Source organism: Variovorax sp. 10N432 (assembly GCF_056394465.1).
The window spans coordinates 19,162-39,940 of the sequence record NZ_JBFTHX010000023.1 but is presented as its reverse complement, the minus strand read 5'-3'; the positions used below and the strand labels follow the sequence as shown (position 1 = coordinate 39,940).

25 protein-coding genes are annotated in these 20,779 nt (G+C 69.7%); 8 read left to right on the top strand and 17 right to left on the bottom strand.

Annotation, left to right across the window (positions count from 1 at the left end):
* Positions 1-6: 6 nt before the first annotated feature.
* Positions 7-477, bottom strand: coding sequence for a hypothetical protein (locus AC1DF3_RS24040; RefSeq protein ID WP_478141065.1), 471 nt, complete (start codon positions 475-477; stop codon positions 7-9).
* A 127-nt stretch (positions 478-604) separates the two neighbouring features.
* On the opposite strand from AC1DF3_RS24040, the gene AC1DF3_RS24035 reads away from it, so the two are divergent.
* Entirely contained in the window at positions 605-1,159 is a 555-nt protein-coding gene (locus AC1DF3_RS24035) for a DUF2878 domain-containing protein (protein ID WP_286536064.1), read from the top strand.
* Positions 1,152-1,796, top strand: coding sequence for a DUF6134 family protein (locus tag AC1DF3_RS24030; RefSeq protein WP_478141064.1), 645 nt, complete (start codon positions 1,152-1,154; stop codon positions 1,794-1,796). Before AC1DF3_RS24035 ends, AC1DF3_RS24030 begins: the two co-directional genes overlap by 8 nt.
* On the opposite strand, the gene AC1DF3_RS24025 is transcribed toward AC1DF3_RS24030, so the two are convergent.
* Genes AC1DF3_RS24025 through AC1DF3_RS24000 form a run of 6 tightly spaced genes read right to left on the bottom strand, consistent with a single transcriptional unit; the run spans position 1,761 to position 8,300 of the window.
* Entirely contained in the window at positions 1,761-2,525 is a 765-nt protein-coding gene (locus AC1DF3_RS24025; protein WP_478141063.1) for an ABC transporter ATP-binding protein, read from the bottom strand. The genes AC1DF3_RS24030 and AC1DF3_RS24025 overlap by 36 nt on opposite strands.
* A complete protein-coding gene (locus AC1DF3_RS24020) occupies positions 2,518-4,344 on the bottom strand; it encodes a branched-chain amino acid ABC transporter ATP-binding protein/permease (RefSeq protein ID WP_286536067.1) in 1,827 nt (608 codons plus the stop codon). The genes AC1DF3_RS24025 and AC1DF3_RS24020 overlap by 8 nt, the downstream gene beginning before the upstream one ends.
* Positions 4,344-5,204 carry a branched-chain amino acid ABC transporter permease gene (locus tag AC1DF3_RS24015; RefSeq protein ID WP_286519452.1) on the bottom strand — a complete coding sequence of 287 codons (861 nt, stop codon included), beginning with the start codon at positions 5,202-5,204 and terminating at the stop codon, positions 4,344-4,346. Before AC1DF3_RS24015 ends, AC1DF3_RS24020 begins: the two co-directional genes overlap by 1 nt.
* A gap of 4 nt (positions 5,205-5,208) precedes the next feature.
* Positions 5,209-6,423 carry an amino acid ABC transporter substrate-binding protein gene (locus AC1DF3_RS24010; protein WP_286519453.1) on the bottom strand — a complete coding sequence of 405 codons (1,215 nt, stop codon included), beginning with the start codon at positions 6,421-6,423 and terminating at the stop codon, positions 5,209-5,211.
* A gap of 46 nt (positions 6,424-6,469) precedes the next feature.
* Positions 6,470-7,324: a fumarylacetoacetate hydrolase family protein gene (locus AC1DF3_RS24005; protein ID WP_478141062.1), complete on the bottom strand. Its 855-nt coding sequence runs from the start codon at positions 7,322-7,324 to the stop codon at positions 6,470-6,472.
* A 7-nt stretch (positions 7,325-7,331) separates the two neighbouring features.
* A complete protein-coding gene (locus tag AC1DF3_RS24000) occupies positions 7,332-8,300 on the bottom strand; it encodes a VOC family protein (RefSeq protein ID WP_286536071.1) in 969 nt (322 codons plus the stop codon).
* 121 nt (positions 8,301-8,421) lie between these two features.
* Here AC1DF3_RS24000 and AC1DF3_RS23995 point away from each other — a divergent pair, with 121 nt between their 5' ends.
* Positions 8,422-9,138: a GntR family transcriptional regulator gene (locus AC1DF3_RS23995; RefSeq protein WP_286536072.1), complete on the top strand. Its 717-nt coding sequence runs from the start codon at positions 8,422-8,424 to the stop codon at positions 9,136-9,138.
* A gap of 2 nt (positions 9,139-9,140) precedes the next feature.
* Here AC1DF3_RS23995 and AC1DF3_RS23990 read toward each other — a convergent pair whose 3' ends face one another.
* The 3 genes from AC1DF3_RS23990 to AC1DF3_RS23980 all read right to left on the bottom strand — a co-directional run bounded on the left by AC1DF3_RS23990 (position 9,141) and on the right by AC1DF3_RS23980 (position 10,485).
* A complete protein-coding gene (locus AC1DF3_RS23990) occupies positions 9,141-9,575 on the bottom strand; it encodes a TA system VapC family ribonuclease toxin (RefSeq protein WP_286536075.1) in 435 nt (144 codons plus the stop codon).
* Complete coding sequence (locus AC1DF3_RS23985; RefSeq protein WP_286536076.1) at positions 9,565-9,804, bottom strand: DUF6364 family protein; 240 nt, start codon at positions 9,802-9,804, stop codon at positions 9,565-9,567. Before AC1DF3_RS23985 ends, AC1DF3_RS23990 begins: the two co-directional genes overlap by 11 nt.
* A gap of 108 nt (positions 9,805-9,912) precedes the next feature.
* Positions 9,913-10,485, bottom strand: coding sequence for a hypothetical protein (locus AC1DF3_RS23980; protein WP_478141061.1), 573 nt, complete (start codon positions 10,483-10,485; stop codon positions 9,913-9,915).
* A 160-nt stretch (positions 10,486-10,645) separates the two neighbouring features.
* Here AC1DF3_RS23980 and AC1DF3_RS23975 point away from each other — a divergent pair, with 160 nt between their 5' ends.
* Entirely contained in the window at positions 10,646-11,137 is a 492-nt protein-coding gene (locus AC1DF3_RS23975) for a GNAT family N-acetyltransferase (RefSeq protein WP_478141060.1), read from the top strand.
* Here AC1DF3_RS23975 and AC1DF3_RS23970 read toward each other — a convergent pair.
* Positions 11,125-12,048 carry a helix-turn-helix domain-containing protein gene (locus AC1DF3_RS23970; protein WP_286536080.1) on the bottom strand — a complete coding sequence of 308 codons (924 nt, stop codon included), beginning with the start codon at positions 12,046-12,048 and terminating at the stop codon, positions 11,125-11,127. The two genes, AC1DF3_RS23975 and AC1DF3_RS23970, sit on opposite strands and share 13 nt — an antisense overlap.
* Positions 12,049-12,164: 116 nt before the next feature.
* On the opposite strand from AC1DF3_RS23970, the gene AC1DF3_RS23965 reads away from it, so the two are divergent.
* Genes AC1DF3_RS23965 through AC1DF3_RS23955 form a run of 3 tightly spaced genes read left to right on the top strand, consistent with a single transcriptional unit; the run spans position 12,165 to position 15,342 of the window.
* A complete protein-coding gene (locus AC1DF3_RS23965) occupies positions 12,165-13,154 on the top strand; it encodes a Bug family tripartite tricarboxylate transporter substrate binding protein (RefSeq protein WP_478141059.1) in 990 nt (329 codons plus the stop codon).
* 5 nt (positions 13,155-13,159) lie between these two features.
* A complete protein-coding gene (locus tag AC1DF3_RS23960) occupies positions 13,160-14,893 on the top strand; it encodes a thiamine pyrophosphate-binding protein (protein WP_286536082.1) in 1,734 nt (577 codons plus the stop codon).
* A gap of 26 nt (positions 14,894-14,919) precedes the next feature.
* Positions 14,920-15,342 (top strand): GlcG/HbpS family heme-binding protein, encoded by a 423-nt coding sequence (locus AC1DF3_RS23955; protein WP_478141058.1) that lies wholly within the window; start codon positions 14,920-14,922, stop codon positions 15,340-15,342.
* Here the strand turns inward: AC1DF3_RS23955 and AC1DF3_RS23950 are convergent, their stop codons facing one another.
* Genes AC1DF3_RS23950 through AC1DF3_RS23935 form a run of 4 tightly spaced genes read right to left on the bottom strand, consistent with a single transcriptional unit; the run spans position 15,343 to position 17,826 of the window.
* Positions 15,343-15,768 (bottom strand): DUF1801 domain-containing protein, encoded by a 426-nt coding sequence (locus AC1DF3_RS23950; protein WP_478141057.1) that lies wholly within the window; start codon positions 15,766-15,768, stop codon positions 15,343-15,345.
* Positions 15,765-16,112 carry an NIPSNAP family protein gene (locus AC1DF3_RS23945; protein WP_478141056.1) on the bottom strand — a complete coding sequence of 116 codons (348 nt, stop codon included), beginning with the start codon at positions 16,110-16,112 and terminating at the stop codon, positions 15,765-15,767. The genes AC1DF3_RS23950 and AC1DF3_RS23945 overlap by 4 nt, the downstream gene beginning before the upstream one ends.
* Positions 16,113-16,161: 49 nt before the next feature.
* The gene (locus AC1DF3_RS23940) at positions 16,162-16,605 is read right to left on the bottom strand and encodes a GFA family protein (protein ID WP_478141055.1); all 444 of its coding nucleotides are present in this window, start codon (positions 16,603-16,605) and stop codon (positions 16,162-16,164) included.
* Between the two features lie 12 nt (positions 16,606-16,617).
* The gene (locus AC1DF3_RS23935; protein ID WP_286536089.1) at positions 16,618-17,826 is read right to left on the bottom strand and encodes a hypothetical protein; all 1,209 of its coding nucleotides are present in this window, start codon (positions 17,824-17,826) and stop codon (positions 16,618-16,620) included.
* Positions 17,827-18,005: 179 nt separating this feature from the next.
* On the opposite strand from AC1DF3_RS23935, the gene AC1DF3_RS23930 reads away from it, so the two are divergent.
* A complete protein-coding gene (locus tag AC1DF3_RS23930; protein ID WP_286536091.1) occupies positions 18,006-19,241 on the top strand; it encodes an O-antigen ligase family protein in 1,236 nt (411 codons plus the stop codon).
* On the opposite strand, the gene AC1DF3_RS23925 is transcribed toward AC1DF3_RS23930, so the two are convergent.
* Both AC1DF3_RS23925 and AC1DF3_RS23920 read right to left on the bottom strand, forming a co-directional pair.
* Positions 19,141-19,986, bottom strand: coding sequence for an ABC transporter permease (locus AC1DF3_RS23925; RefSeq protein ID WP_478141054.1), 846 nt, complete (start codon positions 19,984-19,986; stop codon positions 19,141-19,143). The genes AC1DF3_RS23930 and AC1DF3_RS23925 overlap by 101 nt on opposite strands.
* Positions 19,983-20,579 (bottom strand): ABC transporter ATP-binding protein, encoded by a 597-nt coding sequence (locus AC1DF3_RS23920; RefSeq protein WP_478141053.1) that lies wholly within the window; start codon positions 20,577-20,579, stop codon positions 19,983-19,985. The genes AC1DF3_RS23925 and AC1DF3_RS23920 overlap by 4 nt, the downstream gene beginning before the upstream one ends.
* Positions 20,580-20,779 lie beyond the last annotated feature (200 nt).

The window sequence follows — 20,779 nt, the reverse complement described above, 5'->3', positions numbered from 1 at the left end:
TCGACTTCAGCCGACGCAGGCCCGCCGTGCGGCCTGGCACACATAGTGCGCGAACTCCGGCCCGTCCATCGCCTTCACGAGCACGCCCAGTTCACGCTGCTCGGCGTCATGCGAGAGTGATTCCTGCAGCTGCGAGCGCCGCAACGGCTGCCATTCGGACGCACATTTCCAAGCGGCCAGCCGCACGCCAGCGCTGGCAAGGAGCAGGCGCAGGAACAGCGCCCGCTCCAGGCGGAGGCAGGCCAGGTCTTCGGCGGTGGCCCCGACGGTCAGGCGGCGGAGTTCTCGCTTGCAGGCCTCGATGCGCGATTCGAACGGGCCGCCGGTTTCCATCACCTGGCCCGCCGGAGCAAAGACGAGCTCGACGTCGCGCAACACGTGGAGATGCGAGATCTCCTGAAGGACACGCAACACGGGGGACAACTTCGAAGTCATCGCCCAATAGACGCCCGCCCGCCCGCTCGCGGGGTAGGACATTGGGCCGATCCAGCGCACTCTTCGCCTACGCCGGCCTGCGAAGGAGATCCAATCGCGGGTCCCATGCGTAAAGACGAGGCGGCAATGCTCCCCAGCACCCTTGTCTGCGGCCGCCAAGGAAAGCCCCATGAAGCCGCGTCCAACACCCGCCATTCGATTCGCGAACATCGCCGTGTCCCAGCTGGCCTGGTTCGCCGCGGTGCTGGGCGCCGCGCGCCACACGCCGCTTTGGGGCACGGTCTGCGTTCTCGCCGGCATCGGCTGGCACCTGGCGGTGTCGGCCCGGCCGAAACGCGAAGCCTGCCTGGTGGGGCTCGCGATGCTGATCGGCTTCGCCACCGAGTCGCTGCACACCGCCGCAGGCCAGGTGACCTATCCGTCGGGACAGTTCGATCCGCGCCTGGCGCCTTACTGGATCGTCGCCCTCTGGGGCCTGCTCGCGATCGCCTTGAACGTCACGCTGCGCTGGCTCCGGCATCGGCTCTGGCTGGCCGCACTGCTGGGCGCGTTCGCCGGCCCCCTGGCCTTTGCCTCCGGCGTGCGGCTTGGCGCAGCGCAGTTCGTCGATGCCCCGCCGGCCCTGTTCGCGCTGGCCCTCGGCTGGGCCGTCGCCTTGCCGACCCTGGTCTGGCTGTCGATCCGGTTCGACGGCGTCACGGTTCCGGAGCCGGCGCATGGCTGAGCGCTCCATCTCCTTCGCCTCGGCGCTGCTGTTCGGCCTGCTGGCCACGAACGCGCCGCCAGCGTGGTCGGACACCCGTCGCCAATGGGACTTCCAGGTCACGCTCGACGGCCAGCCGATCGGCGAGCACCGCTTCATGAGCACGGCATCGGGGGACGACAGGCAGATCAGCAGCGACGCCAGCTTCGTCGTCAAGATGCTCGGGCTCGCGGTCTACCGCTACCGTCACCAGGCGATCGAGCAGTGGCGCGGCGACTGCCTGACCGGCCTTGCCTCCACCACCGAAGAAAACGGCAAGACCACCCGCGTGCGCGCCGAGGCCGAAGGCCCGGCCCCGGTGCCGGGCGACACCGCACAGTCGCTGGTCGGCTGCGTGATGAGCTTCGCCTACTGGAATCCGGCGATCCTCACGCAGACCCGCCTGTTCAACGCCCAGACCGGCCGCGCCGAGACCGTGCAGGTCAAGCCGCAAGGCAGCGACACCGTCGAGGTGCGCGGCGTGCCTGTCGCGGCTTCGCGATGGCGCATCACCGGGACTGCGCAGCCGATCGACCTCTGGTATGCGGCGGACGGCGAGTGGATCGGTCTCGACTCGACCGTCTCAGGGGGCCGCAGGCTGAGCTACCGCCTGAAATGAGGCGGCCGCCGGCGCAGTGTCAGGCTCGAGCCCCAGGTAGGCCCGGCGCAGCTCGGGCCTCGCCATCAGTTGATCGGGCCGCCCGATCGCGACGATGCGGCCCTCCTCCAGCACCGCGGCGCGCTGCGCGACCTCCAGTGCCATGCTGACGTTCTGCTCCACCAGCAGCACCGCGATGCCGTCGGCATGGATGCGCCGGATGGCCTCGAACATGTCGAGCACGATGCTCGGCGCAAGGCCCAGCGAGGGTTCGTCGAGCAGCAGCAGGCGCGGCTTCGCCATCATCGCGCGGCCGATCGCCACCATCTGCTGCTGCCCGCCCGACAGCGAGCCGGCCGGCTGCGCCAGCTTCTCGACCAGCGCCGGGAACAGCGCGCACACGCGTTCCAGCGAGAGTGCCCGCTCGCGGCGCGCAGCGCCCAGGTAGCTGCCGATCTCGAGGTTCTCGCGCACCGTCATCTCGGTGAAGAGGCGCCGCCCCTCGGGCACCAGCGCGATGCCCTGGCCGCAGAAGCGATGCGGTGCCAGACGCGAGATGTCCTGGCCGTCGAACACGAGGCGCCCGGCGCTCACGCGATGGAGCCCGGCGATCGCATTGATCAACGTGCTCTTGCCGGCGCTGTTGGGCCCGACGACGCAGAGCAGCTCGCCCTTGCCGATCGAGAGCGACACGTCCCACAGCGCGGTCGCCTGGCCGTAGGCGACGCGGATCTCCTGCACCTCAAGCATGGCTCAGCTCCGCGACGCCGACGGGCATCGGCGCTTCGAAGGCGGCCTCGGCGCACGCCGGCGCCATCGCCTGCCCCAGGTAGGCCGAGACCACCGCCGGCCGCTGCATGACCTCGCGCGGCTCGCCCTCGGCCAGCACCTCGCCGCGATGGAAGATCACGACCCGGTCGCACAGAGCCATCACGGCCCGCATCACGTGCTCGACGAAGACGATGGTCGCGCCCTGGTCGCGGATGCGCCGGATCAGCGCCACGGCCTCGTCGATCTCCGACGGCGTCAGGCCCGACAGCACCTCGTCGAGCATCAGCACCTGGGGCCGCGAGGCCAGCGCGCGCGCGAACTCGAGGAACTTGCGCTGGTGCAGGTTGAGCTCTCCGGGCAGTGCCCCGGCGCGCTCGGTGAGGCCGGTAAAGGCCAGCCACTGCCAGGCCTCGGCCTCGGCACTGCGGCGGTCGAGCGAGGCGGCACCGAACATCGCCGGCAGCGCGACGTTCTCGAGCACCGTGAGATGGGCGAAAGGCCTCGGGATCTGGTAGGTGCGCGCCATGCCGCCGTGCGCGATGCGGTGGGCCGGAATGCCCGAGATGCGCCGGCCGTCGAACTCGATCACCCCCGCCGTCACCGCATAGTGGCCGCTCGCGACATTGATGAAGGTCGACTTGCCCGAGCCGTTGGGGCCGAGCAGCCCGAGGATCTCGCCGCGCCGCAGTTCGAGATCGACGCCGCGCAGCGCCTGCACGCCCTTGAAGGACTTGCGCACGCCCCGGGCGCGCAGCAGCACCTCGCCGGCGCCGGCCTCCGGCCGTGGCGACACGGCCGGCCCGCCCGTCGCCAGGGCCGGCGCACGTGCAGGCGCGGGCGCTGCGATCGCCCCGGCGCCGCGCCGCGCGTGCCACCACTTCAGGGCCTGGCCGAGCAGCCCTTCGGGCATGAAGAGGATCACCACGATCAGCACCAGCCCGGTCAGGCCCTTGCCGATGATCGCGGTGTCGCCGCCCGTGAAGGCATAGAGCAGCAGCGTGATCGCGGTGGCGCCGACGATCGGGCCGGCCCAGTGCCGCGTGCCGCCGAGCACCGCCATCAGCACCACCGTGAGCGGCAGCGCGATCGTGAAGGTGTCGCCGGTGGTCACATAGGATATGAAAAGCGCCTGCACGCCGCCGACCACGCCCGCCAGGCCGCAGGACAGCGCGAAGGCGCCGAGCTTGTAGCGGAAGGTCGGCACGCCCATCACCTCGGCGACGTCCTCGTCGTCGTGGATCGCGAACAGGCCGGTGCCGAAGCGCGAGTGGTAGACCACCAGCGCGGCCACCACCGTCGCCAGCGCGACGGCCAGCGCCAGCAGATAGAAGGTGCCCGAGGCGGTGGGACCGATCGCGGGCACCGGCACCGCGCTCATGTAGACGCCCGGGCCGCCGTCGATCGGCGTGTTGAGGATGAGCGTCGCGACCACGAAGGTGGCGGCCAGGGTCAGCAGCGAGAACAGCTCGGCCCGCACCGCCTGGACCCGGAAGGCCACCGCGCCCAGCAGGGTGCCGAACAGCGCGGCCACCAGGCCGGCGGCCGGCAAGGTCCACAGGAACGGGATGTCGAAGCGGGTCGCCAAGGTCGCCGTGGTGTACATGCCGATGCCGAAGAAGGCGCCGTGGCCGAACGAGAAATAGCCAGAGTAGCCCGACAACAGGTTCCACGAGGTGGCGAGCGCGATCCAGTGCAGCACCAGGTAGAGGATCGACTCGTAGAAGGCCGGCAGCCCGAGCCACGGCACCGTGGCCAGGCCCGCGCCGGCCGCCAGGATCACGAGCAGCGAGCGCTTCATCAGGCCACCCTCCCCGGCCGCGCCAGCAGCACCAGCATCAGCAGCGAGAAAGACACCAGCGGCGCCCACGAGGGCGCGGTGACCGCCATCGTCACGGCTTCGGTGACGCCGATGACGCAGCCGGCGATCAGCGGCCCGAGCGGCCGGCCCAGCCCGCCGAGCATCACGGCGGCGAAGACCACGCCGATCCAGGCGTAGATCTGCGACGGCGACAGCGTGTAGGCCAGCGCGATGCATACGCCCGCCACGCCGGCCAGCGCGGCGTTCAGGCCGGACAGCATCAGCGCCAGTGCGTTCTGGTTGACGCCGAAGGCGGCGGCGATCGGGGCGTCCTCGGCGGCGGCGCGCATCGCCTTGCCGAGGTCGGTGCGGCGCAGCGCCACCCACACGGCGAGCGAGATGCCGACGCCCAGCCCCAGCGTGATCAGCTCCGGCAGCGGCAGGAACAGCGGCCCGAGGCGCAGCTTGTGCTCGGCATAGCTCGACTCCAGCTTGCGGTAGTCGGCGGTCCAGATCCATTGCAGCAGCGCCTCGATGATCACGGTGACGCCGAAGGTCACCAGCAGCGAGTTGAACGGGCTGACGCGAAAGCGCGTCAGCACCCAGTGCAAGGCCGTGCCGAGCGCGAAGAACAGCGGCACGATGAAGACCAGCGAGAGCAGCGGGTCGACACCGCGCCGGCTCGACAGCTCGTAGGTCAGATAGGCGCCGAGGAAGGCGAGCGCGAAATGCGCCAGGTTGATCTGCCGCAGCATGCCCCACGAGAGGCTCAGGCCCAGGCCCAGCAGGCCGTAGAGCGCTCCGGTGAAGAGGCCCGCGAGGATGGCCTGGGCGAGAAGGGTGGCGCTCGGCAGTGCCATCGGCTCAGGCGCCGCGGGTCTGAAGCTTGGCGCCGGGGGCCGCCCATTCGGCCGGCCAGACCGTGACCCACTTGCCGTTCTGCACCTGCTTGACCCGGCTCAGGTCGGCGCCGAAGTTGCCGCGCTCGTTGAAGCGCAGCTTGCCCTGGATGGTGTCGACCTGGTTGGCGCGCAGCCAGGCGGCCATGGCCTTGTCGTCCAGGCCCTTGGTGGCGATCACCGCGGCCTCGATGATCTGCCAGGCCGTGAACGAGGCCGCGGCCTGGGTCTCGACCGCGGTGTCGGGCATGCCGGCGCCGGCTGCGCGCTCGCGGTAGACCTTCACGAACTCGGCCGCCACCGGGTTGTTGGTGAAGGGCGGATGGTCCTCGAAGATGGTCATCGACAACGCCCCGTTGGCCTCGGGCGCCTTCAGCATCGGCGCCGGCGCGGGCACGTGATAGAAGTGGTGCAGCGGCGCATAGTCGATCTTCTTCATCGCGTCGAGCAGCTGGTTGCCCTCGAGGCCGATGGCGCCGGTCCAGATGAAGTCCGGGTTGGCTTCCTTCACGCGGCCGGCGATCGGGCCGAAGTCGCGATTGCCGAAGTCCCACTCGAGGAACAGCACCTCCTTGATGCCGCGCTGCTTGGCCACTTCGCGCGCGCCGAGCGCCACGAAGTGCACCGACGGGAACTTGCTGGTCACGACCGCGATGGTCTTGGGCGGCGCCGACGACGAGGCCAGAGCGGTCAGCACCAGCGCCGGCAGGGTCTTCTCGGGTTCGGGGCCGATCGACCAGGCCGGGAACTGCTGGTCGTACTTGGCCAGGTTCGGGATGCCGAAGGTGTGGTGCACCAGGGTCTTGTTGTAGCGCTGCGCCACGCCCATCGCCGACAGGATGTTGCCGGTGGCGTAGGGCCCGATCAGCAGGTCGACCTTGTCGGCCGTCACCAGCTGCTCGTACAGCGTGCGGGCCAGGTCGGGCTTGGACTGGTCGTCCTTCAGCACCCACTCCACCGGCCGGCCGAGCAGGCCGCCGCGCTTGTTGAGCGAGTCGACATAGATCTCGCCGGTGAGCTTGTGCACCAGCCCGGTGGACGACAGCGGGCCGGTCAGCGCCAGCGTGCCGCCGACCTTGATCGGCGCCCCGCTGGGCTGGGCGCCGGCCTGCGAACTCCACAGTGCGCTGGCGCCGAGGGCGCCGGCCGCTGCCACGAAGGAACGACGGTCCATGTTCATGCTCTGTCTCCTGTAGTTGTTCGGGGAAGCGGTCGGCGGGTGCTTGTCAGTCGCCGTCGACGACCGGGTTCGACAGCAGGCCGACCCCTTCGATCTCGACCTCGCAGACATCGCCGGCCTTCATGAAGATCGGCGGCTTGCGCGCGAAGCCGACACCCGCGGGCGTGCCGGCGATGATGATGTCGCCCGGCTGCAGCGCGAAGGGTTCCGAGCACACCGACACCAGGGTGGCGACGTCGAAGATCATGTCGCGCGTATCGGCCTCCTGGAGCACCTGGCCGTTGAGGCGGGTCTGGAGCTTCAGGCCGGTGGCGCCCGGGGGCAGTTCGTCGGCCGTGACCAGTTCCGGGCCGAAGGCGCCGGAGCGGTCGAAGTTCTTGCCCATCATCCACTGGGCCGACTTGAACTGGTAGTCGCGGATCGAGCCGTCGTTGAAGAGCGAATAGCCGGCCACGTGCTCGAGCGCCTTCGCCTTGTCGATGTAGCGGCCGCCCTTGCCGATCACGACCACCAGTTCGCCTTCGTAGTCGAACTGGCTCGACACGTGCGGGCGCACCAGCGGCTGGCCGTGGCCGACCCACGACGAGGGGAAGCGATGGAACAGCACCGGGTACTTGGGCGGCTCGAAGTTGCCTTCGGCCGCATGGTCGACGTAGTTGAGGCCGACCGCGATCGCCTTGGCGGGGGACTGCAGCGGCGGCAGCCAGGCGATGTCCGCCAGCGGAAGCCGCGTCCGCGCCGAGGCGCCGGCGCGCTGCGCCGCGGCCAGGCCTTCGGGCCCGGCGCGCAGCAGCGCGTCGAGGGTGGCGGGCAGGCCTTCGGCCGTGAGGTCGACGACCTCCTGGCCCAGGCGCAGGCCGATGGCGGACTGGCCCTTGTTCTGAAAAGCGATGAGACGCATGGTGCGGTCAACCGTTCCGGATTTCAAAGTTGGTGATGAAGTCCTCGGGCACCGCGGGGCCCCAGGCGTAGAAGGAATCCTCGGGCGGGTGGTCGCCGGAGCGCCACTCGAAATCGCCCGGCACGTAGTCGATGTCGAACGAAAACTCGCTGTAGCTGCCCCACGGGTCCCGCGCGTAGTAGAAGTAGTTCGAGCCCAGCACATGGCGCCCGACGCCCCAGCCGCGCGTGAAGCCGGCCGCGTACATCTGCTCCATGCCGCGCCCGACCTCGTCGATGCTGGCCACGTCCCAGCTCAGGTGATGCAGGCCGGGCCCATCGGACTTCGCCATGGCGATCAGGTGGTGGTCGCTGCCGTGCACGCCGTGCATGAACACCACCAGGTCGGCCGAGCGGTCGGTCAGGCGCAGGCCGAGCGCATCCTCGTAGAAATGGATGGCGCGCGAGACGTCGGGACAGTGCAGCAGCACGTGCGACAGGCGGCGCGGCCGGACCTTCGGAATGCGCGAGCGCGCCAGCGAAGCGCCGGTGCCCAGCGGCACGGGCGGCTCCGGCTGCTTCTCGCTGCGCAGGTCCGGCGTGCTCTTGGCGGCCACCACGACCTGCACCGGGAAGCCGTCCGGATGCTTGACCCACAGGCCTTCGCCGCTGCCCAGGGGATGCGGTGCGCAGCGCTCGACGCCCAGCGTCTCGATGCGCGCGGCAATCGCATCGAAGTCTTCGGCGAAGCAGCCGAAGCGCAGGTACTGGAGCTTCTTCGGCCCCGGCGCCGCATGGACGGACGCCCAGGCATGCGGATGGCCGAGCGTGTGCAGGTCGAGCCGATCGCCGACGCGCTTCGTCTCCAGCCCGAAGGCCTCGTAGAAGCGCACTGCATCGTCGAGGTCGGGGACCGTGAAGACGATGCCGTCCAGCGAATGCACGCCATGAACGGCGGCCCGATACGGGTCCTTCCGGGTACGAAGCTCGATGGCCATGGTCTGTCTCCGGTACTTCTCGCGAAGCTCGAAATAATATATTCTTCAAGACAAACTATATCGACAGACGCTTTATCTATACCTAGGGTTAACAAGGAAGTTCATTCCTTTCGGACCACACATGACAGCGACGAGCGAGCGCCCCCGGGGAATGAGCCAGACACGGCTGGTGTTCGAGCGGCTGCGCACGGCGATCGTCGAGGGGCGGCTGCTGCCGAGCTCGAAGCTCAACATCGCTGCCTTGGCGGAAGAGCTCTCGGTCAGTGCCGGCGCGGTGCGCGAAGGCCTGGCGATGCTCGAGGCCGAGGCGCTGGTGGTGTCGGAGCCGGCCCGCGGATACCGCGTCAGTCCGGTCTCGGCGCTCGACCTGCGCAACCTGGTCGAGGCCCGCATCCAGGTCGAGCAACTCTGCCTCGCCGAAGCCATCCGGCACGGCGACCTGGCCTGGGAGGGGCGCATCGTCTCGGCCCTGCACCGGCTGACGCGCATCGCCGAGCGCGAAGCCGGGCAGCCGCGCCATCTCAATCGCGAATGGGCCGCGAACCACGGCGAGTTCCATCACGCGCTGGTGTCCGGCTGCCCCAACGAATGGCTGCTGAAGATGCACCAGATGCTCTATCAGCAGAGCGAGCGCTACCGCTTCCTTACGGCCCCGCTGGCCGCCACCGAGCGCGACGTCAAGGCCGAGCACCAGGCGATCGTCGACGCGGTGCTCGGCCGCGACATCCCGACCGCCCAGGCTCTGATCGCGCGCCACCTGGACCACACGGCGCAGCTGCTGCTGGACTCGCCGGACCTGAACCAGGCACGGGAAGCGCAGGCTGGCGTCGCCGGGTGATGTCAGGCTTGCAGGCGGGTGAACTGCGCCCTGGACAGAAGCCGCCTGAAGTCGCTGTCGAAACTGACCAGATGCTCGCCTTGATGGATGACTGCGGCAGCCAGCCACGCATCGGGTACATCGTTCGCGGCGAGCGCATTGTCGGCACACAACTGGCGGAACGCCGGCCACTCGGCCCCTAGCGCCGGTCGCTCCACGCCCGGCGCCGCCAGCAACGCATCGACGAAGCGCAGGGCTTCCGGCGTTGGCGTGGGGTTCAGGAATATCTTCGGATTCGTCACCAGCCGCAGGAAGCTCGCCACCACCATGGGCTGCAGCTGAAGTGGCCTTGCGTGGGTCGCGTCCGCGAGGGCTTGTTCCAGCCAGTTGCGGGCGACCGCATGGTGCGGATGGTCGCTGCGCGACGCAGCAACGAGGACGTTGACGTCAGGCGTCACTGTCGGCGGCGTCCAGCATCGCCTTGTTGCTGAGCCCGTCGAGTCCCGGTGCCAGTCCACCCTTGCCCCGATAGACCGGCAGGCGCGCGGACTTCAGCTGCGGCGGCCGCCCGCGCAATCGCAGTTGCAGACCTTCTTCGATAAGGCGCGTCAGAGTGGTGCGCTGTTGCGCCGCCAAGGCCTTGGCTTCAGCAAGCAGGTTGTCGTTGAGGTTGAGCGTGGTCTTCATGGCTTTCTCTGACCGCCGATACAGATTTCTGTATTTTAGATGCCTCGCACGGAAGAGCAAGAGTCGCCGGCTGATGTCAGGTCGACAGGCGGCCGGCCTGCGCCCTGCCTACGGCCGTGACCGCCGATTGCGACGCTCGGCCTCGGCCGCCTCGTGGTCCTTGACGATGGCTGCGATGACGCTGGCGTCGCGCTGGCGCCGTGAAAGGGCCGGCTGGTCGTCGTCGCCTTCAGCGGCCGTGACGACGACGATCTCGTCCACGCAGACCGGCGGGACATCCTCCACCGCGCCGCGCAGCGGCTCCATCAGGTGCGCGGTGCCATGCGGGGACTGCAGGTCGACGAGGATGCGGCGCGCGCCGAAGGTGCGCGCATTGACGTGGAAGAAATCCGCAAGATGGGCGCGCAGCTCCGCCCAGTGGCGCCTGTCCCAGATCACCTTGCGGGGCACCGCGCTCAGCGGCAGCGGAAAGAAGGTCGCGGCCTCGTCGCGCTGGTTGATGCGGCTGACGATGGCTTCCACCTGGTCGCGCGGAACGCGACGCCGGGTGTAGTGCGGCAAGGGCCCGAAGCCGGAGTCGGCGTAGGTGAGCACGTGGTAGTCGGAAATCGGGCCCTCGATCTTGTTCGACGGGATCCGCACGATTCGCATGGCGCGCGTTTCGCGGCTGTTGCTTCCCATCTCGTCTCCTCTGACATTGCGACGTGCCGGAGTCTGCATGCAGGTGCGGCGCTTGAACATCCGCCATTCGGGGGATGCATCGAGGCCTTCGATGGACCGAGGGCGCAGGCGAACCGATACTGTCGCCCTTGCCCATCACCCGCACCCGCATCTCTTCGCAATGACCCAGACCACCCTTCGCGATGCAGTCCCCGGCGACGCCGTGCGTTGCTTCGAGATCGAAAGCACCGCCTACGAAGGCGACGAAGCCGCCACGCTGGCAAAGATCGCCAAGCGCATCGACGTGTATCCGCAGGGGTTCCTGGTGTTGGAGGTCGACGATGAGATCGTCGGCTTCATCAACAGCGGATGCGCCGACGAGGTCGCGATGTCCGACTCGGCGTTCAAGGAACTCGTGGGGCACGATCCTGCTGCACCCAAGGTCGTCATCATGTCGGTGGCCGTGGCGCCGACCCGGCAGGGACGGGGCTTCTCGAAGCTTCTGATGGCCGAGTTCCTGCGGAGGATGCGGGCTGCAGGCAAGCGCGAGGTCCACCTGATGTGCAAGCAACGCCACATCGAACTCTACAGACGCATGGGCTACGACTACGTCAAGCCATCCGCCTCGAACCACGGCGGCGTGTCCTGGCATGAAATGATTCAGCGGCTCTGAGAGAGCGTCCGCCCGGGCGCAGGCACCGCCTGCGCACCCGAAGCGATGCGCAGGCGGAACTCCGACGGCGCACAGCCGACCTCGGCCTTGAAGAAGCGGCTGAAATAGGCGGCATCCTCGAAGCCGAGCTGCAAGGCGGCCTCCGAGACCGTCATGGGCGTATGGGCCAGGATGCGCTTGGCTTCCAGCACCACGCGCTCGTGCAGCAGCGCCAGCGCGCTGGTGCTGGCCACCGCCCTGCAGACGCGGCTCAGGTGGTCGGCCGTGACATCCAGGGCCTGCGCATAGAAGGCCAGCGGCCGGTGCTCGTGGAAGTGCCGCTCCAGCAGGGCCCGGTAGCGCTGCACCAGAGTGTCGCGCAGGGCCTGGCGCCGGCCGATGCCGGTGGCCGCGATCTCCTGGCGCAGGAACCACAGGGCCAGCAGCACGACCTGGGACTGCAGCGCCTCGGCGCGGCCGATGCGCTGGGACTGGAACTCCTCGGCCAGCGCGGAGAAATGCCGGGCGCAGGCCGCCGCGTTGTCACCCAGGTGCGTGGCATCGAGCACCAGCGTCTGCGCCAGCCGCTGCGCCACCACCGGCGAGTGCGCGCACAGGGAAGCCAGTGCGCTGCTCGGCACCGTCACCTGCGTGCCGACGCTGTCGGGCTCGTAGTCGAAACCGTGCACCACCCCGGGCGCCACCATCAGCGCCACGGGCGCCCGCAGCGCATGACGCTCGCCGTCGAAGGTGCCGACCAGCGCCCCGGCGGTCAGGAGCTGGAACTGGTGCAGTTCCTCGTGCCGGTGGGCCGGAATTCTCCAATGGTGCTGCTGGGCGCGGACACCGATCGCCTCGACGTGCAGGCTGTCCTCCGGCATGAAGTGGCGCACTTCGCGGAACGGGACGACGAGGAGGTTGCTGGGCCGCATGGTTGTGTCCCCTTGGAGGCCGGAAATCTACAAGAACCCCTCCTGTTCGTCCATGGTGGAAAGTCCGCCGTCTCCCTAAGCTGGACCCCGTTCATCAAGAAACACCGGAGACAAGCATGTGGAATCGACGTGAGCTGCTGCAACGCAGCGCGGCCCTGTCCGGCCTGGCCAGCCTGGGCCTCGGGCGCCCGGCATGGGCCCAACTCAACGGCAACGCCGTCATCGTCTCGGGCTTTCCGGCCGGCGGCATGGGCGACAACGTGGCGCGGCCGGTGGCCGAGCGGCTGCGCGGGCGCTACGCGACCAGCCTGATGGTCGAGGCCCGCACCGGCGCCGGCGGCCGCATCGCGGTCGAATACGTGAAACGGGCCGCGCCCGACGGCCTGACCATCCTGCAGATCCCGAGCTCGCCCATGACGCTCTATCCGCACACCTACAAGAAGCTCAACTACGACCCCCTGACCGACTTCGCGCCGGTCTGCTCGACCGTGACCTACGCCTTTTCGTTCACCGCCGGGCCGGGCCTGCCGGCCGAGATCAAGACGGTGGCCGACTACGTCGCCTGGGCCCGCGCCAATCCCAAGCTGGCGACCTACGGCATCCCGGCCGCGGGCTCGGCCCTGCACTTCGCCGGCATGCTGCTGCAGAAGGCGGCCGGCATCGAGATGACCAGCGTCGCCTACCGCGGCGGCGCGCCGCTGCTGAACGACCTGCTCGGCGGCCAGGTGCCGGTGAGCTTCAACGTGGTCGGCGAGGTGATGCCGCACGTGCGCTCGGGCAAGCTGCGCTCGCTGGCCATCACCAGCGCCCAGCGTTCGCCCTTCCTGCCCGAGGTGCCGACCCTGATCGAGCAGGGCTACAAGAACATCGCGGTACAGGAGTGGCTCGGCTGGTTCCTGCCGGCCAAAACGCCGGCCGACGTGGTGCTGCGCCTGAACACCCTGGTCGGCGAGGCGCTGCAGGTGCCCGATTTCGTGGCCGCGCTCGCCACCTACGGCCTGCAGCCGATCCACCAGTCGCCCCAGGAGTTCGCGCAGATGGTCAAGGCCGACTACGAGAAATGGGGCCCGATCGTGCGCTCCACCGGCTTCACCGCGGAGGACTGAGCACCGTGCCTCGCCTCACTGCAGCCCAGGCGCTGGTGCGCCTGCTGGCGATCGAGCAAGTCCCTTTCGCCTTCGGCATCGTCGGCGGCAAGCTGGCGCCGCTGATGCACGCCCTGTCGCAACAACAGGCGGTGCGCTTCGTCGGCGTGCGCCACGAGGCGAGCGCGCCGATGATGGCCGCCGCCGTCCACGCGGGCTCGGGCCGCATGGCCGTGGCGGTCGGCGAGATGGGGCCCGGCGGCCTCAACCTCGCATCCGGCATGGGCGTGGCGCTCAACAACAACCTGCCGCTGCTGGCCGTCACCACCAACCAGCACCGGGCGGCCGCCTATCCGCACAGCGGCATGTTCATGGACCTGGACACGAAGGCGGTGTTCGCCCCGCTGACCAAGTGGAATGCGGTCGTTCATGACCCGCGCCGCCTGCCCGAACTGGTGCGCCGCGCCTTCCGCGAAGCCCTGTCGGGCCGGCCCGGCCCGGTCCACCTGGACATTCCGCAAGACGTGCTGGCGGCCACGACCGACTACCCCGACGACGAGTTCGCACTGCCGCCGGAGCGCTACCGCGCCACCCTCGGCCCCCGCCCGGCGGCCGAGTCGGTCGCCCGCGCGGCGGCCCTGCTGCGCGCTGCGCGGCGTCCGCTGGTGGTCGCCGGCGGCGGCGTGGTGACCAGCGGCGCCGTCGACGCCGTGCGCACCCTCGCCGGCCTGCTCGGCGCGCCCGTGGTGCCGACCCAGATGGCCCTCGGCGTGGTCGCCAGCGACAGCCCGCACTTCATCGGCCATGGCGGCCTGATCTCGGGCGACGCGCTGCGCGCGGCCTTCGAGCAGGCCGACGTGGTGCTCGCCGTCGGCTGCCGCTTCTCGTCCTGGATGTGGGATGCCCGCGGGCCCCTGGCGCGCCGCCACCACCGCACCATCAGCATCAACACCGACCCGTCCGCGCTGGGCCATCCGGTGCTCCACGAAGTGGCGATGCAGGCCGATGCGCGGCTGGCGCTGCAAGACCTGCTGGCCGCCCTCGCGGCCGAGGGCCCGGAGCGAACGCCGGACGTCGGCTGGCTCGCCGGACTGCGCGAGGTCCGCGCCCGCTACGTCGAAGGCCTGGCCGCGATGGCGCGCGACCCGGACCCGACGATGCATCCCGCGGCCCTCGCCAAGGCCATTGCCGATGCGCTTCCGGGCGATGCGCTGGCGGTGTTCGACGGCGGCCACACCACCTTCTGGAGCAACGATTTCACGCCGGTCGATGCGGTGCGCACGCGCTTCCACGAGCCCGGCATGAGCCACCTCGGCTTCGGGCTGCCGTACGCGCTGTCGCTGCAGCTGCAGCATCCGGACCGGCCGGTGTTCAACATCACGGGCGACGGCTCCTTCGGCTTCACGCTGAACGAACTCGACACCGCGCGCCGCGCCGGGCTGCCGGTGGTCTGCATCATCCACAACAACGCCGCCTGGGGCATCATCCGTTCGGGCCAGCGGGCACAGCTCGATTTCGAATTCGCGACCAGCCTCGAAGGCACCGACCATGCGGCGATCGCGCGCGGCTTCGGCTGCTTCGGCGAAACCGTGACCCGTGCGGAGCAGTTCGCGCCGGCCCTGGGCCGGGCGCTGGCCTCGGGCCTGCCGTCGGTGCTGGACTGCCGCACGCGTTTCGTGTCGCATCCCGCCGCGCCGGCCTTCGGCAGCATGAACCGCTTCGGCTTCGAGGCGTTCATGCCGGTGCCCGCCCCGGGCTGACTTCTTCCACCTTGCACCTTCTCACCATGACCTCACTGACCCTCGCCCAAGCCAACCAGATCATCGCCGCCGCGCTCGCGCATTCGAAGCAGGCCGGCTACCAGCCGATGGGCATCGCGGTCCTCGACGACGCCGGCCACCTCAAGGCCTTCGCGCGCGAGGACGGCGCCAGCATGTTCCGCTTCGACGTCGCCCAGGCGAAGGCCTGGGGCGCCGTCGGCATGGGCGTATCGAGCCGCCAGCTCGGCGAGCGGGCCAAGGGCAACCCGAACTTCTTCGTCTCGCTGGCCGCGACGTCGGCCGGCCGGTTCCTGCCGCAGACGGGCGCGGTGCTGATCAAGGACGCCCAGGGCCGGGTGCTGGGCGCGGTGGGTGCGAGCGGAGGCAGCGGCGACGAAGACGAGGCGATCTGCATCGCGGGGGTTCAGGCAGCGGGTTTCGCCGTGTGATCAGGAAGCCGCCCGCCGCGGCTTCGCCTTCGCCTTGACGCCCGCCGCATTGAGGGCGACCGCGGCCCGCACGAGCGCCTTGAACGCCTCGGCGTCGACCTGCTCGCCCTCGCCGATGTCGATCGCGCGCCGCACGTTGCCGTCCAGGCTGGCGTTGAAGAGCTTGGCGGGGTCTTCCAGCGAAGCCCCCTTGGCGAAGGTCAACTTCACTTTCGCCTGGTAGGACTCGCCGGTGCAGAGGATGCCTTCGTGCGACCAGGTCGGCGTGCCCATCCACTTCCATTCCTCGACGACCTCCGGTTCGGCTTCCTTGATCAGCTGGCGCATCCTGCCCAAGGTCTGGCCGCGCCAGTCGCCGAGCTCGGCGATCCGCTGGTCGATCAGCTCGGAGGCCGACGGGCCTGCGGTCGCTTCCGATTTCTTCATGCCAGGGGGAGTTCTCGCAAGAGGTTGCTGCGGACCCAGGTGAAGGCCCCGGCGCGGAGATTGCCCGCCTGCCACTGGCGGAACTCGGGATCGGCCGACAGCGGGTCCGTGACCTTGGCGTAGGCCGCCGCGTTGTCGAACTCCACGGTCAGCACATAGTTGCCCAGTTCGCCCGCCGCCACCGTCCACAGCCGGGGCTGGGGTGCACCGTGCTTCTTCCAGAGCGCCGCACCCACCTTCATCGCATCGATGACGGCCGCGAGATCGGCCCCGGGGCTGGGTCGCAACACGTAGCGCGCTTCGTAGGCCATGGATGTCTCCTTCATCGCAGAAAGGACGCTCATTGGAGCACCTGGGCGCCCGCGGGGCAACCGGCGCGGGCCAGCGGCAGGCTCAGTCGGAGACGGCAGCGCAGCCCTCGACGAAGCGGACGTCGGCGATCCAGTTGCGCCGCCTGCGCGCCAGCCGCGTCTCGACGTCCTCGCCTTCGAACGACACCGGCTGCGGGCGAAGAAGCGACGGCGACACGTTGTCGAACGCGTTGACGTTCACGACGGCATAGAGGTGCTCGTCGAGCAGGCTGGTGACCAGGGGAACGACACCGCATCGCGCGCAGACATGAAACCGGGCCGTGCGCGTGCCGAAAAAGTAGCTGGAGACGAGCGACGGATCGTCCACGGTCACCCGCAGCACCCCGCCGGGGTTGGAGGTCCAGACCCCGCGGTGCTTGGCACAGAACGAGCAGCCGCACGCCCGCGCCGGGATCTCGGTCGGCTCCGGCTCCCAGCCGAGTTCGAAAGTTGTGTTGCCGCAGTGGCAACCGCCTGTGATGACCATGATCGCCTCCTGTCACATGAGAACCTTCAGCAGCCGGGCGAGCAGCTCCTGCGCCGAGAACATCGTGAGCGTCAGCGGCAGCAGGGGCAGCAGCGTGGTGACTGCCAGGTGCAGCACGGTCTTCAGGGTGAACGGCGCCCAGCGCATGTCCTCGACGATCGCGAAGCTGTTGCCCATGTCGGCCAGCGCCTGGATGTCCGGACTGCCGATCAGCGCCTCGTCGGGCCGCGCCCCGCCGCGCAGCCATTTGTGGTCGAACTCGCGCGCATAGCGCTGCGCCAGCGTGCCGTACTCGCGGCGGCCCCTGTTTTCGGTCGCCTCGAGCTGGGCACTGAAGGCGCACAACGGCCCGAGGATCACGCACACCATCAGGGCGACCACCCCGGCGATCTCGACCTCGAACTCGAGCAGGCTGGCGCCACCGAAGAAGATCCGGTCGGCGATCATGCCGGCCAGCAGCACGCCCTGGGCGAACAGGAAGGGCGCGAAGGCCACCCGCACCAGCGAGAGAAAGCCGAGTCCCCCGCAGCGGTCGGGATGGGTCGGCATCAGGTCCAGCCGGATGCGCGACACCTGCCAGAGAAAGCGGGCCCAGATGAACAGGCGGAAGTACCACCGCAACAGCAGGAACTGGAACAACGGCAGGCTCACGCAGGCCAGCCACCAGCCCGCGGCCGTCAGCCTGAGCTGCCCGTCGGCGACGACGCCATACCAGCTCGAGACGTCGAGCGTCAATCGCGTTCGCCAGACCACGAACACGCCGATGCCGTAGACCAGCAGCACGAGGAGAGCTTCCGCCCAGACCGAATTGCGAAGGCGCAGGGCGGACGCGACGGCCAGGTGGAAGCGCCCGCGCGAATCGTCCGGCACCAGGCCGTCTTCCAGGAACTGCCGCGCGACCAGGCGCATGCGCCGATGAACCACCAGCTCGGCCAGAATCAGCAAGGGCAATGCGACCAGCAGGCGGGCATGGAGTTCGAGATCGCGCAGGAACGGCAGTTCGATGCTGCCCCAGGCCCGTCCTTCGACCACGGATATCAGCAGCAGCGGGGCCCAGGCGAGGAGCACCGCGGCCAGCGCGCGGCGGTGCGGCATGTTGCCGACCGCGTCCGACAGGTGCGCGCGCCGCCAGAGTTGGAACAGGGGCCCCCCCAGGACCAGGGAAAAGTCGTCCGATTCGAGCTGGCGCAGCTCGTCGATGCTCGGCGTCGCAGGGGGCATGGCTCGGAACCTCCGCAATCGGTGCAGCATCCTACACGGCGCCCATGGCGGGGTCCCGGGCATTCACATTCACGATCCGTTCACCCTCATCGCCAAGAATCGCGCAACTTTTTTTGCCCGCACCCACGCCCGCGCCCGGCGCCGATCGCCGGGCGGCCGCTTTCCCCTTTCTGCATCCAATGTCCAGGCACACCTGGGTTCGCACCTGCGCCTTTCTCTGGGGCGCCGTCGTCTTCATGCCCGTCGGGCTCAACTACGCCGGCGCTGTCTTCCTCATCATCGCGATGCTGGCCGGCGGCCCGCTGCCCGAGCGCCTCGACCGCCTGCGCACGCACCCGCTGCGCTGGCCGATCGCGGCCTTCCTGCTGTGGACCCTGGCCGTGCTGGCGTTCGGCCCGCGCTATCCCGGGACGCCGGTCGAGCTGGGGCACGGCTTGCGGATCGCGACCACCATGGTGCTGCCGATCCTGCTGTCCGATGAAGAAGCCGCCTGGGGCCTGCGCGGTTTCTTCGCCGGAGCCCTGCTGGCGCTCACGGTGATGCTGCTGACCTGCGCCTTCGGCCTGCCCGACCTGCCGCTGTGGCACAACCTGACGACGATGAAGGGCAACAAGTCGATCAACGACGCCCTGCTGTTCGCGCTGCTCGGCGCGTCGGCGGCGACCTGGGCGCTGGCGCTGCCGCGCACCACGCCGAAACGGCTCGCCTGGCTGGCGGCCGCTTTCGCCGCGACCCTGGGCTGCGCGGTCATCGTGACGCTGGCGCTGCCATCGCGGACCTCGCTGATCGCCCTGTTCGTCGCCGTGCTCGGCGCCTGCGTGCATCAATGGCGCCTTCGGCTGCGCGCGCTCGCCGTGTCGCTCTGCGTCGTCATGATCGCCGCCGGCGGGCTGATCTCGCAGGCGCCATCGGCGCAGGAGAAGTTCAAGCTCGGCGTGCAGGAAATCGAGGCCGCCCAGGCCGGCGCGGTGTCGGAGGGCAGCTGGGTGGTGCGCTTCTACATGTACCGCGAGACCTCGCGCATGATGATCGAGCGCCCCTGGGCCGGCTGGGGCGTCGGCAGCTGGACCAGCGAATGGCACCGCCGCGCGCCGAGCCTGCTGCACGACTACAACATGCCGCACAACGACTTCCTGTGGATGGGCTCGCAGACCGGCGTGCCGGGGCTGCTGGCGCTGGCACTGGTCTTCGCGACCGGCCTGGGCATGGCCTGGCGGCGCGCCGACCTCGCCGGGCGGCTGGCCTTCGTCGCGATGCTGGTGCTGCTGGTGGCGACCAGCGTCAACTCGGCCAACCGCGACGCGGCGATCGGACTCAGCCTGCCCTGGATCGTGTTCCTCTACCTTCGGCGCGCACACGGCGCTTCGCCGGCGCTTGCAGGCGATCGACCCGCAGGCGATCCCGTTCGTCGGTGACGCTGCGCGCGGCCAGCCACACCGCCCCGGCGGCGGCCAGCCCGCCGGCACCGCTCAGCAGGAACAGCAACAGGATCTGGTACTTGGCCGCTTCCAGCGGGTCCATGCCGGCCAGCAGCTGGCCGGTCATGATGCCCGGGAGCGTGATGATGCCGGCCGCCGACATCTGGTTGACGAGGGGGATCATGCCGCGGCGTATGGCGGCCTGCACCGTCACGGCCAGGGCCTGCCGGGCGCTGTCGCCGAGCGCCAGCCGGGCCTCGATCGCCGAGCGCCGCGCCCGCACGTCCTCGAAGAAGCTGTCGAGCCCGAGGCTGGCCGAATTCAGCACGCTGCCGAGCACGATGCCCATCAGCGGAATGGCATAGCGCGGGTCGTGCCAGGGCACCGGCCTGATCGCGGTCGTGAGCGCCAGCGCCACGGTCACGATGCCCGACACGGTCACCACCAGCGCACCGATGCGAAAGTTGCCGCCGTTCGCCAGCCGCTGCCGGGGCCGCACCGCGACCTCTCGGGCCGCGGCGAGGATCATCAGCGCGACGATGCCCAGCGTGGCGGGCACCGAGGAGGCCGCGAAGACCGCGCGCAGAACCAGGCCCACCAGCAGCAGCTGGACGACCATCCGGAACGCCGACCACAGCAATTGCCGATGCACCTGCAGGCCGAGCGCGAGCGACGCCGCCGCATTGACCAGCACCAGCAGGGCGGCCACGCCGACGTCGAGCGTGTCGAGGTGGATCGTCATGCCGGGTGCAGCGCGCCGTCGATCATGTCGAACGCGCGCTGCCCCATGCGCGCCGCCTGCTCGCGCGAATGCGTGACCAGCAGCACCGCCAGGCCGCTGTCCATGCGCTCGCGCAGCAGGGCCTCCACCGCCGCGGTCGACGCCGCATCCAGCGAAGCGGTCGGCTCGTCCAGCAGCAGCACGTCGGGGCCGACCGCGAGCGAGCGTACCAGCGCCAGACGCTGGCGCTCGCCGGTCGACAGGCGCGCGATGTCGACGTCCATCAGATCGAGCGAAAGGCCCAGCATTGGCAGCAGGGCATGGACCTGCGCGAGGTCGCCGGGCCGGAAATGCGCGGCGGCATCGGGTGCCCACCAGGCCGGTTCGGCCGCCTGGTAGACGACGCGCCGCCGCCATTGCGGGCCGCTGGTGCGGTCGCGGTCGAGGCCGTCGAGCGTGACCGCTCCGGTGCCGACGTCCATGTCGGCGATCAGCCGCAGCAGCACGCTCTTGCCGGCGCCGGACGCGCCCAGCACGGCCACGCATTCGCCGCGCGCCAGGTCCAGATCGAACGGGCCGCCGAAGTCATTGGCCAGTTGCCTGACGCGGAGCATGGCGGCAATGTAGGGCCAGAGGATGAAAGGCGGCTGAACACCGCCTGACCCGCGGACGGGGTCCGGCCGTTCAGGTTTCGTGCAGGTGGCGGACATAGCATCCAAGGCGCCACTTCCAGTGTCATCCTTCTGACCTAGCGGTCGGCCGCGGAGGCCGAGCCACTGCGCCGCATATCATCGACATGCGCCGCCGAGGCGAC

Bases quoted from the DNA above. Each gene is read 5' to 3' on its own strand.
- AC1DF3_RS24040 (WP_478141065.1), bottom strand. From the start codon at position 477: ATGTCCTACCCCGCGAGCGGGCGGGCGGGCGTCTATTGGGCGATGACT.
- AC1DF3_RS24035 (WP_286536064.1), top strand. From the start codon at position 605: ATGAAGCCGCGTCCAACACCCGCCATTCGATTCGCGAACATCGCCGTG.
- AC1DF3_RS24030 (WP_478141064.1), top strand. From the start codon at position 1,152: ATGGCTGAGCGCTCCATCTCCTTCGCCTCGGCGCTGCTGTTCGGCCTG.
- AC1DF3_RS24025 (WP_478141063.1), bottom strand. From the start codon at position 2,525: ATGCTTGAGGTGCAGGAGATCCGCGTCGCCTACGGCCAGGCGACCGCG.
- AC1DF3_RS24020 (WP_286536067.1), bottom strand. From the start codon at position 4,344: ATGAAGCGCTCGCTGCTCGTGATCCTGGCGGCCGGCGCGGGCCTGGCC.
- AC1DF3_RS24015 (WP_286519452.1), bottom strand. From the start codon at position 5,204: ATGGCACTGCCGAGCGCCACCCTTCTCGCCCAGGCCATCCTCGCGGGC.
- AC1DF3_RS24010 (WP_286519453.1), bottom strand. From the start codon at position 6,423: ATGAACATGGACCGTCGTTCCTTCGTGGCAGCGGCCGGCGCCCTCGGC.
- AC1DF3_RS24005 (WP_478141062.1), bottom strand. From the start codon at position 7,324: ATGCGTCTCATCGCTTTTCAGAACAAGGGCCAGTCCGCCATCGGCCTG.
- AC1DF3_RS24000 (WP_286536071.1), bottom strand. From the start codon at position 8,300: ATGGCCATCGAGCTTCGTACCCGGAAGGACCCGTATCGGGCCGCCGTT.
- AC1DF3_RS23995 (WP_286536072.1), top strand. From the start codon at position 8,422: ATGACAGCGACGAGCGAGCGCCCCCGGGGAATGAGCCAGACACGGCTG.
- AC1DF3_RS23985 (WP_286536076.1), bottom strand. From the start codon at position 9,804: ATGAAGACCACGCTCAACCTCAACGACAACCTGCTTGCTGAAGCCAAG.
- AC1DF3_RS23980 (WP_478141061.1), bottom strand. From the start codon at position 10,485: ATGGGAAGCAACAGCCGCGAAACGCGCGCCATGCGAATCGTGCGGATC.
- AC1DF3_RS23975 (WP_478141060.1), top strand. From the start codon at position 10,646: ATGACCCAGACCACCCTTCGCGATGCAGTCCCCGGCGACGCCGTGCGT.
- AC1DF3_RS23970 (WP_286536080.1), bottom strand. From the start codon at position 12,048: ATGCGGCCCAGCAACCTCCTCGTCGTCCCGTTCCGCGAAGTGCGCCAC.
- AC1DF3_RS23965 (WP_478141059.1), top strand. From the start codon at position 12,165: ATGTGGAATCGACGTGAGCTGCTGCAACGCAGCGCGGCCCTGTCCGGC.
- AC1DF3_RS23955 (WP_478141058.1), top strand. From the start codon at position 14,920: ATGACCTCACTGACCCTCGCCCAAGCCAACCAGATCATCGCCGCCGCG.
- AC1DF3_RS23950 (WP_478141057.1), bottom strand. From the start codon at position 15,768: ATGAAGAAATCGGAAGCGACCGCAGGCCCGTCGGCCTCCGAGCTGATC.
- AC1DF3_RS23945 (WP_478141056.1), bottom strand. From the start codon at position 16,112: ATGAGCGTCCTTTCTGCGATGAAGGAGACATCCATGGCCTACGAAGCG.
- AC1DF3_RS23940 (WP_478141055.1), bottom strand. From the start codon at position 16,605: ATGGTCATCACAGGCGGTTGCCACTGCGGCAACACAACTTTCGAACTC.
- AC1DF3_RS23935 (WP_286536089.1), bottom strand. From the start codon at position 17,826: ATGCCCCCTGCGACGCCGAGCATCGACGAGCTGCGCCAGCTCGAATCG.
- AC1DF3_RS23930 (WP_286536091.1), top strand. From the start codon at position 18,006: ATGTCCAGGCACACCTGGGTTCGCACCTGCGCCTTTCTCTGGGGCGCC.
- AC1DF3_RS23925 (WP_478141054.1), bottom strand. From the start codon at position 19,986: ATGACGATCCACCTCGACACGCTCGACGTCGGCGTGGCCGCCCTGCTG.
- AC1DF3_RS23920 (WP_478141053.1), bottom strand. From the start codon at position 20,579: ATGCTCCGCGTCAGGCAACTGGCCAATGACTTCGGCGGCCCGTTCGAT.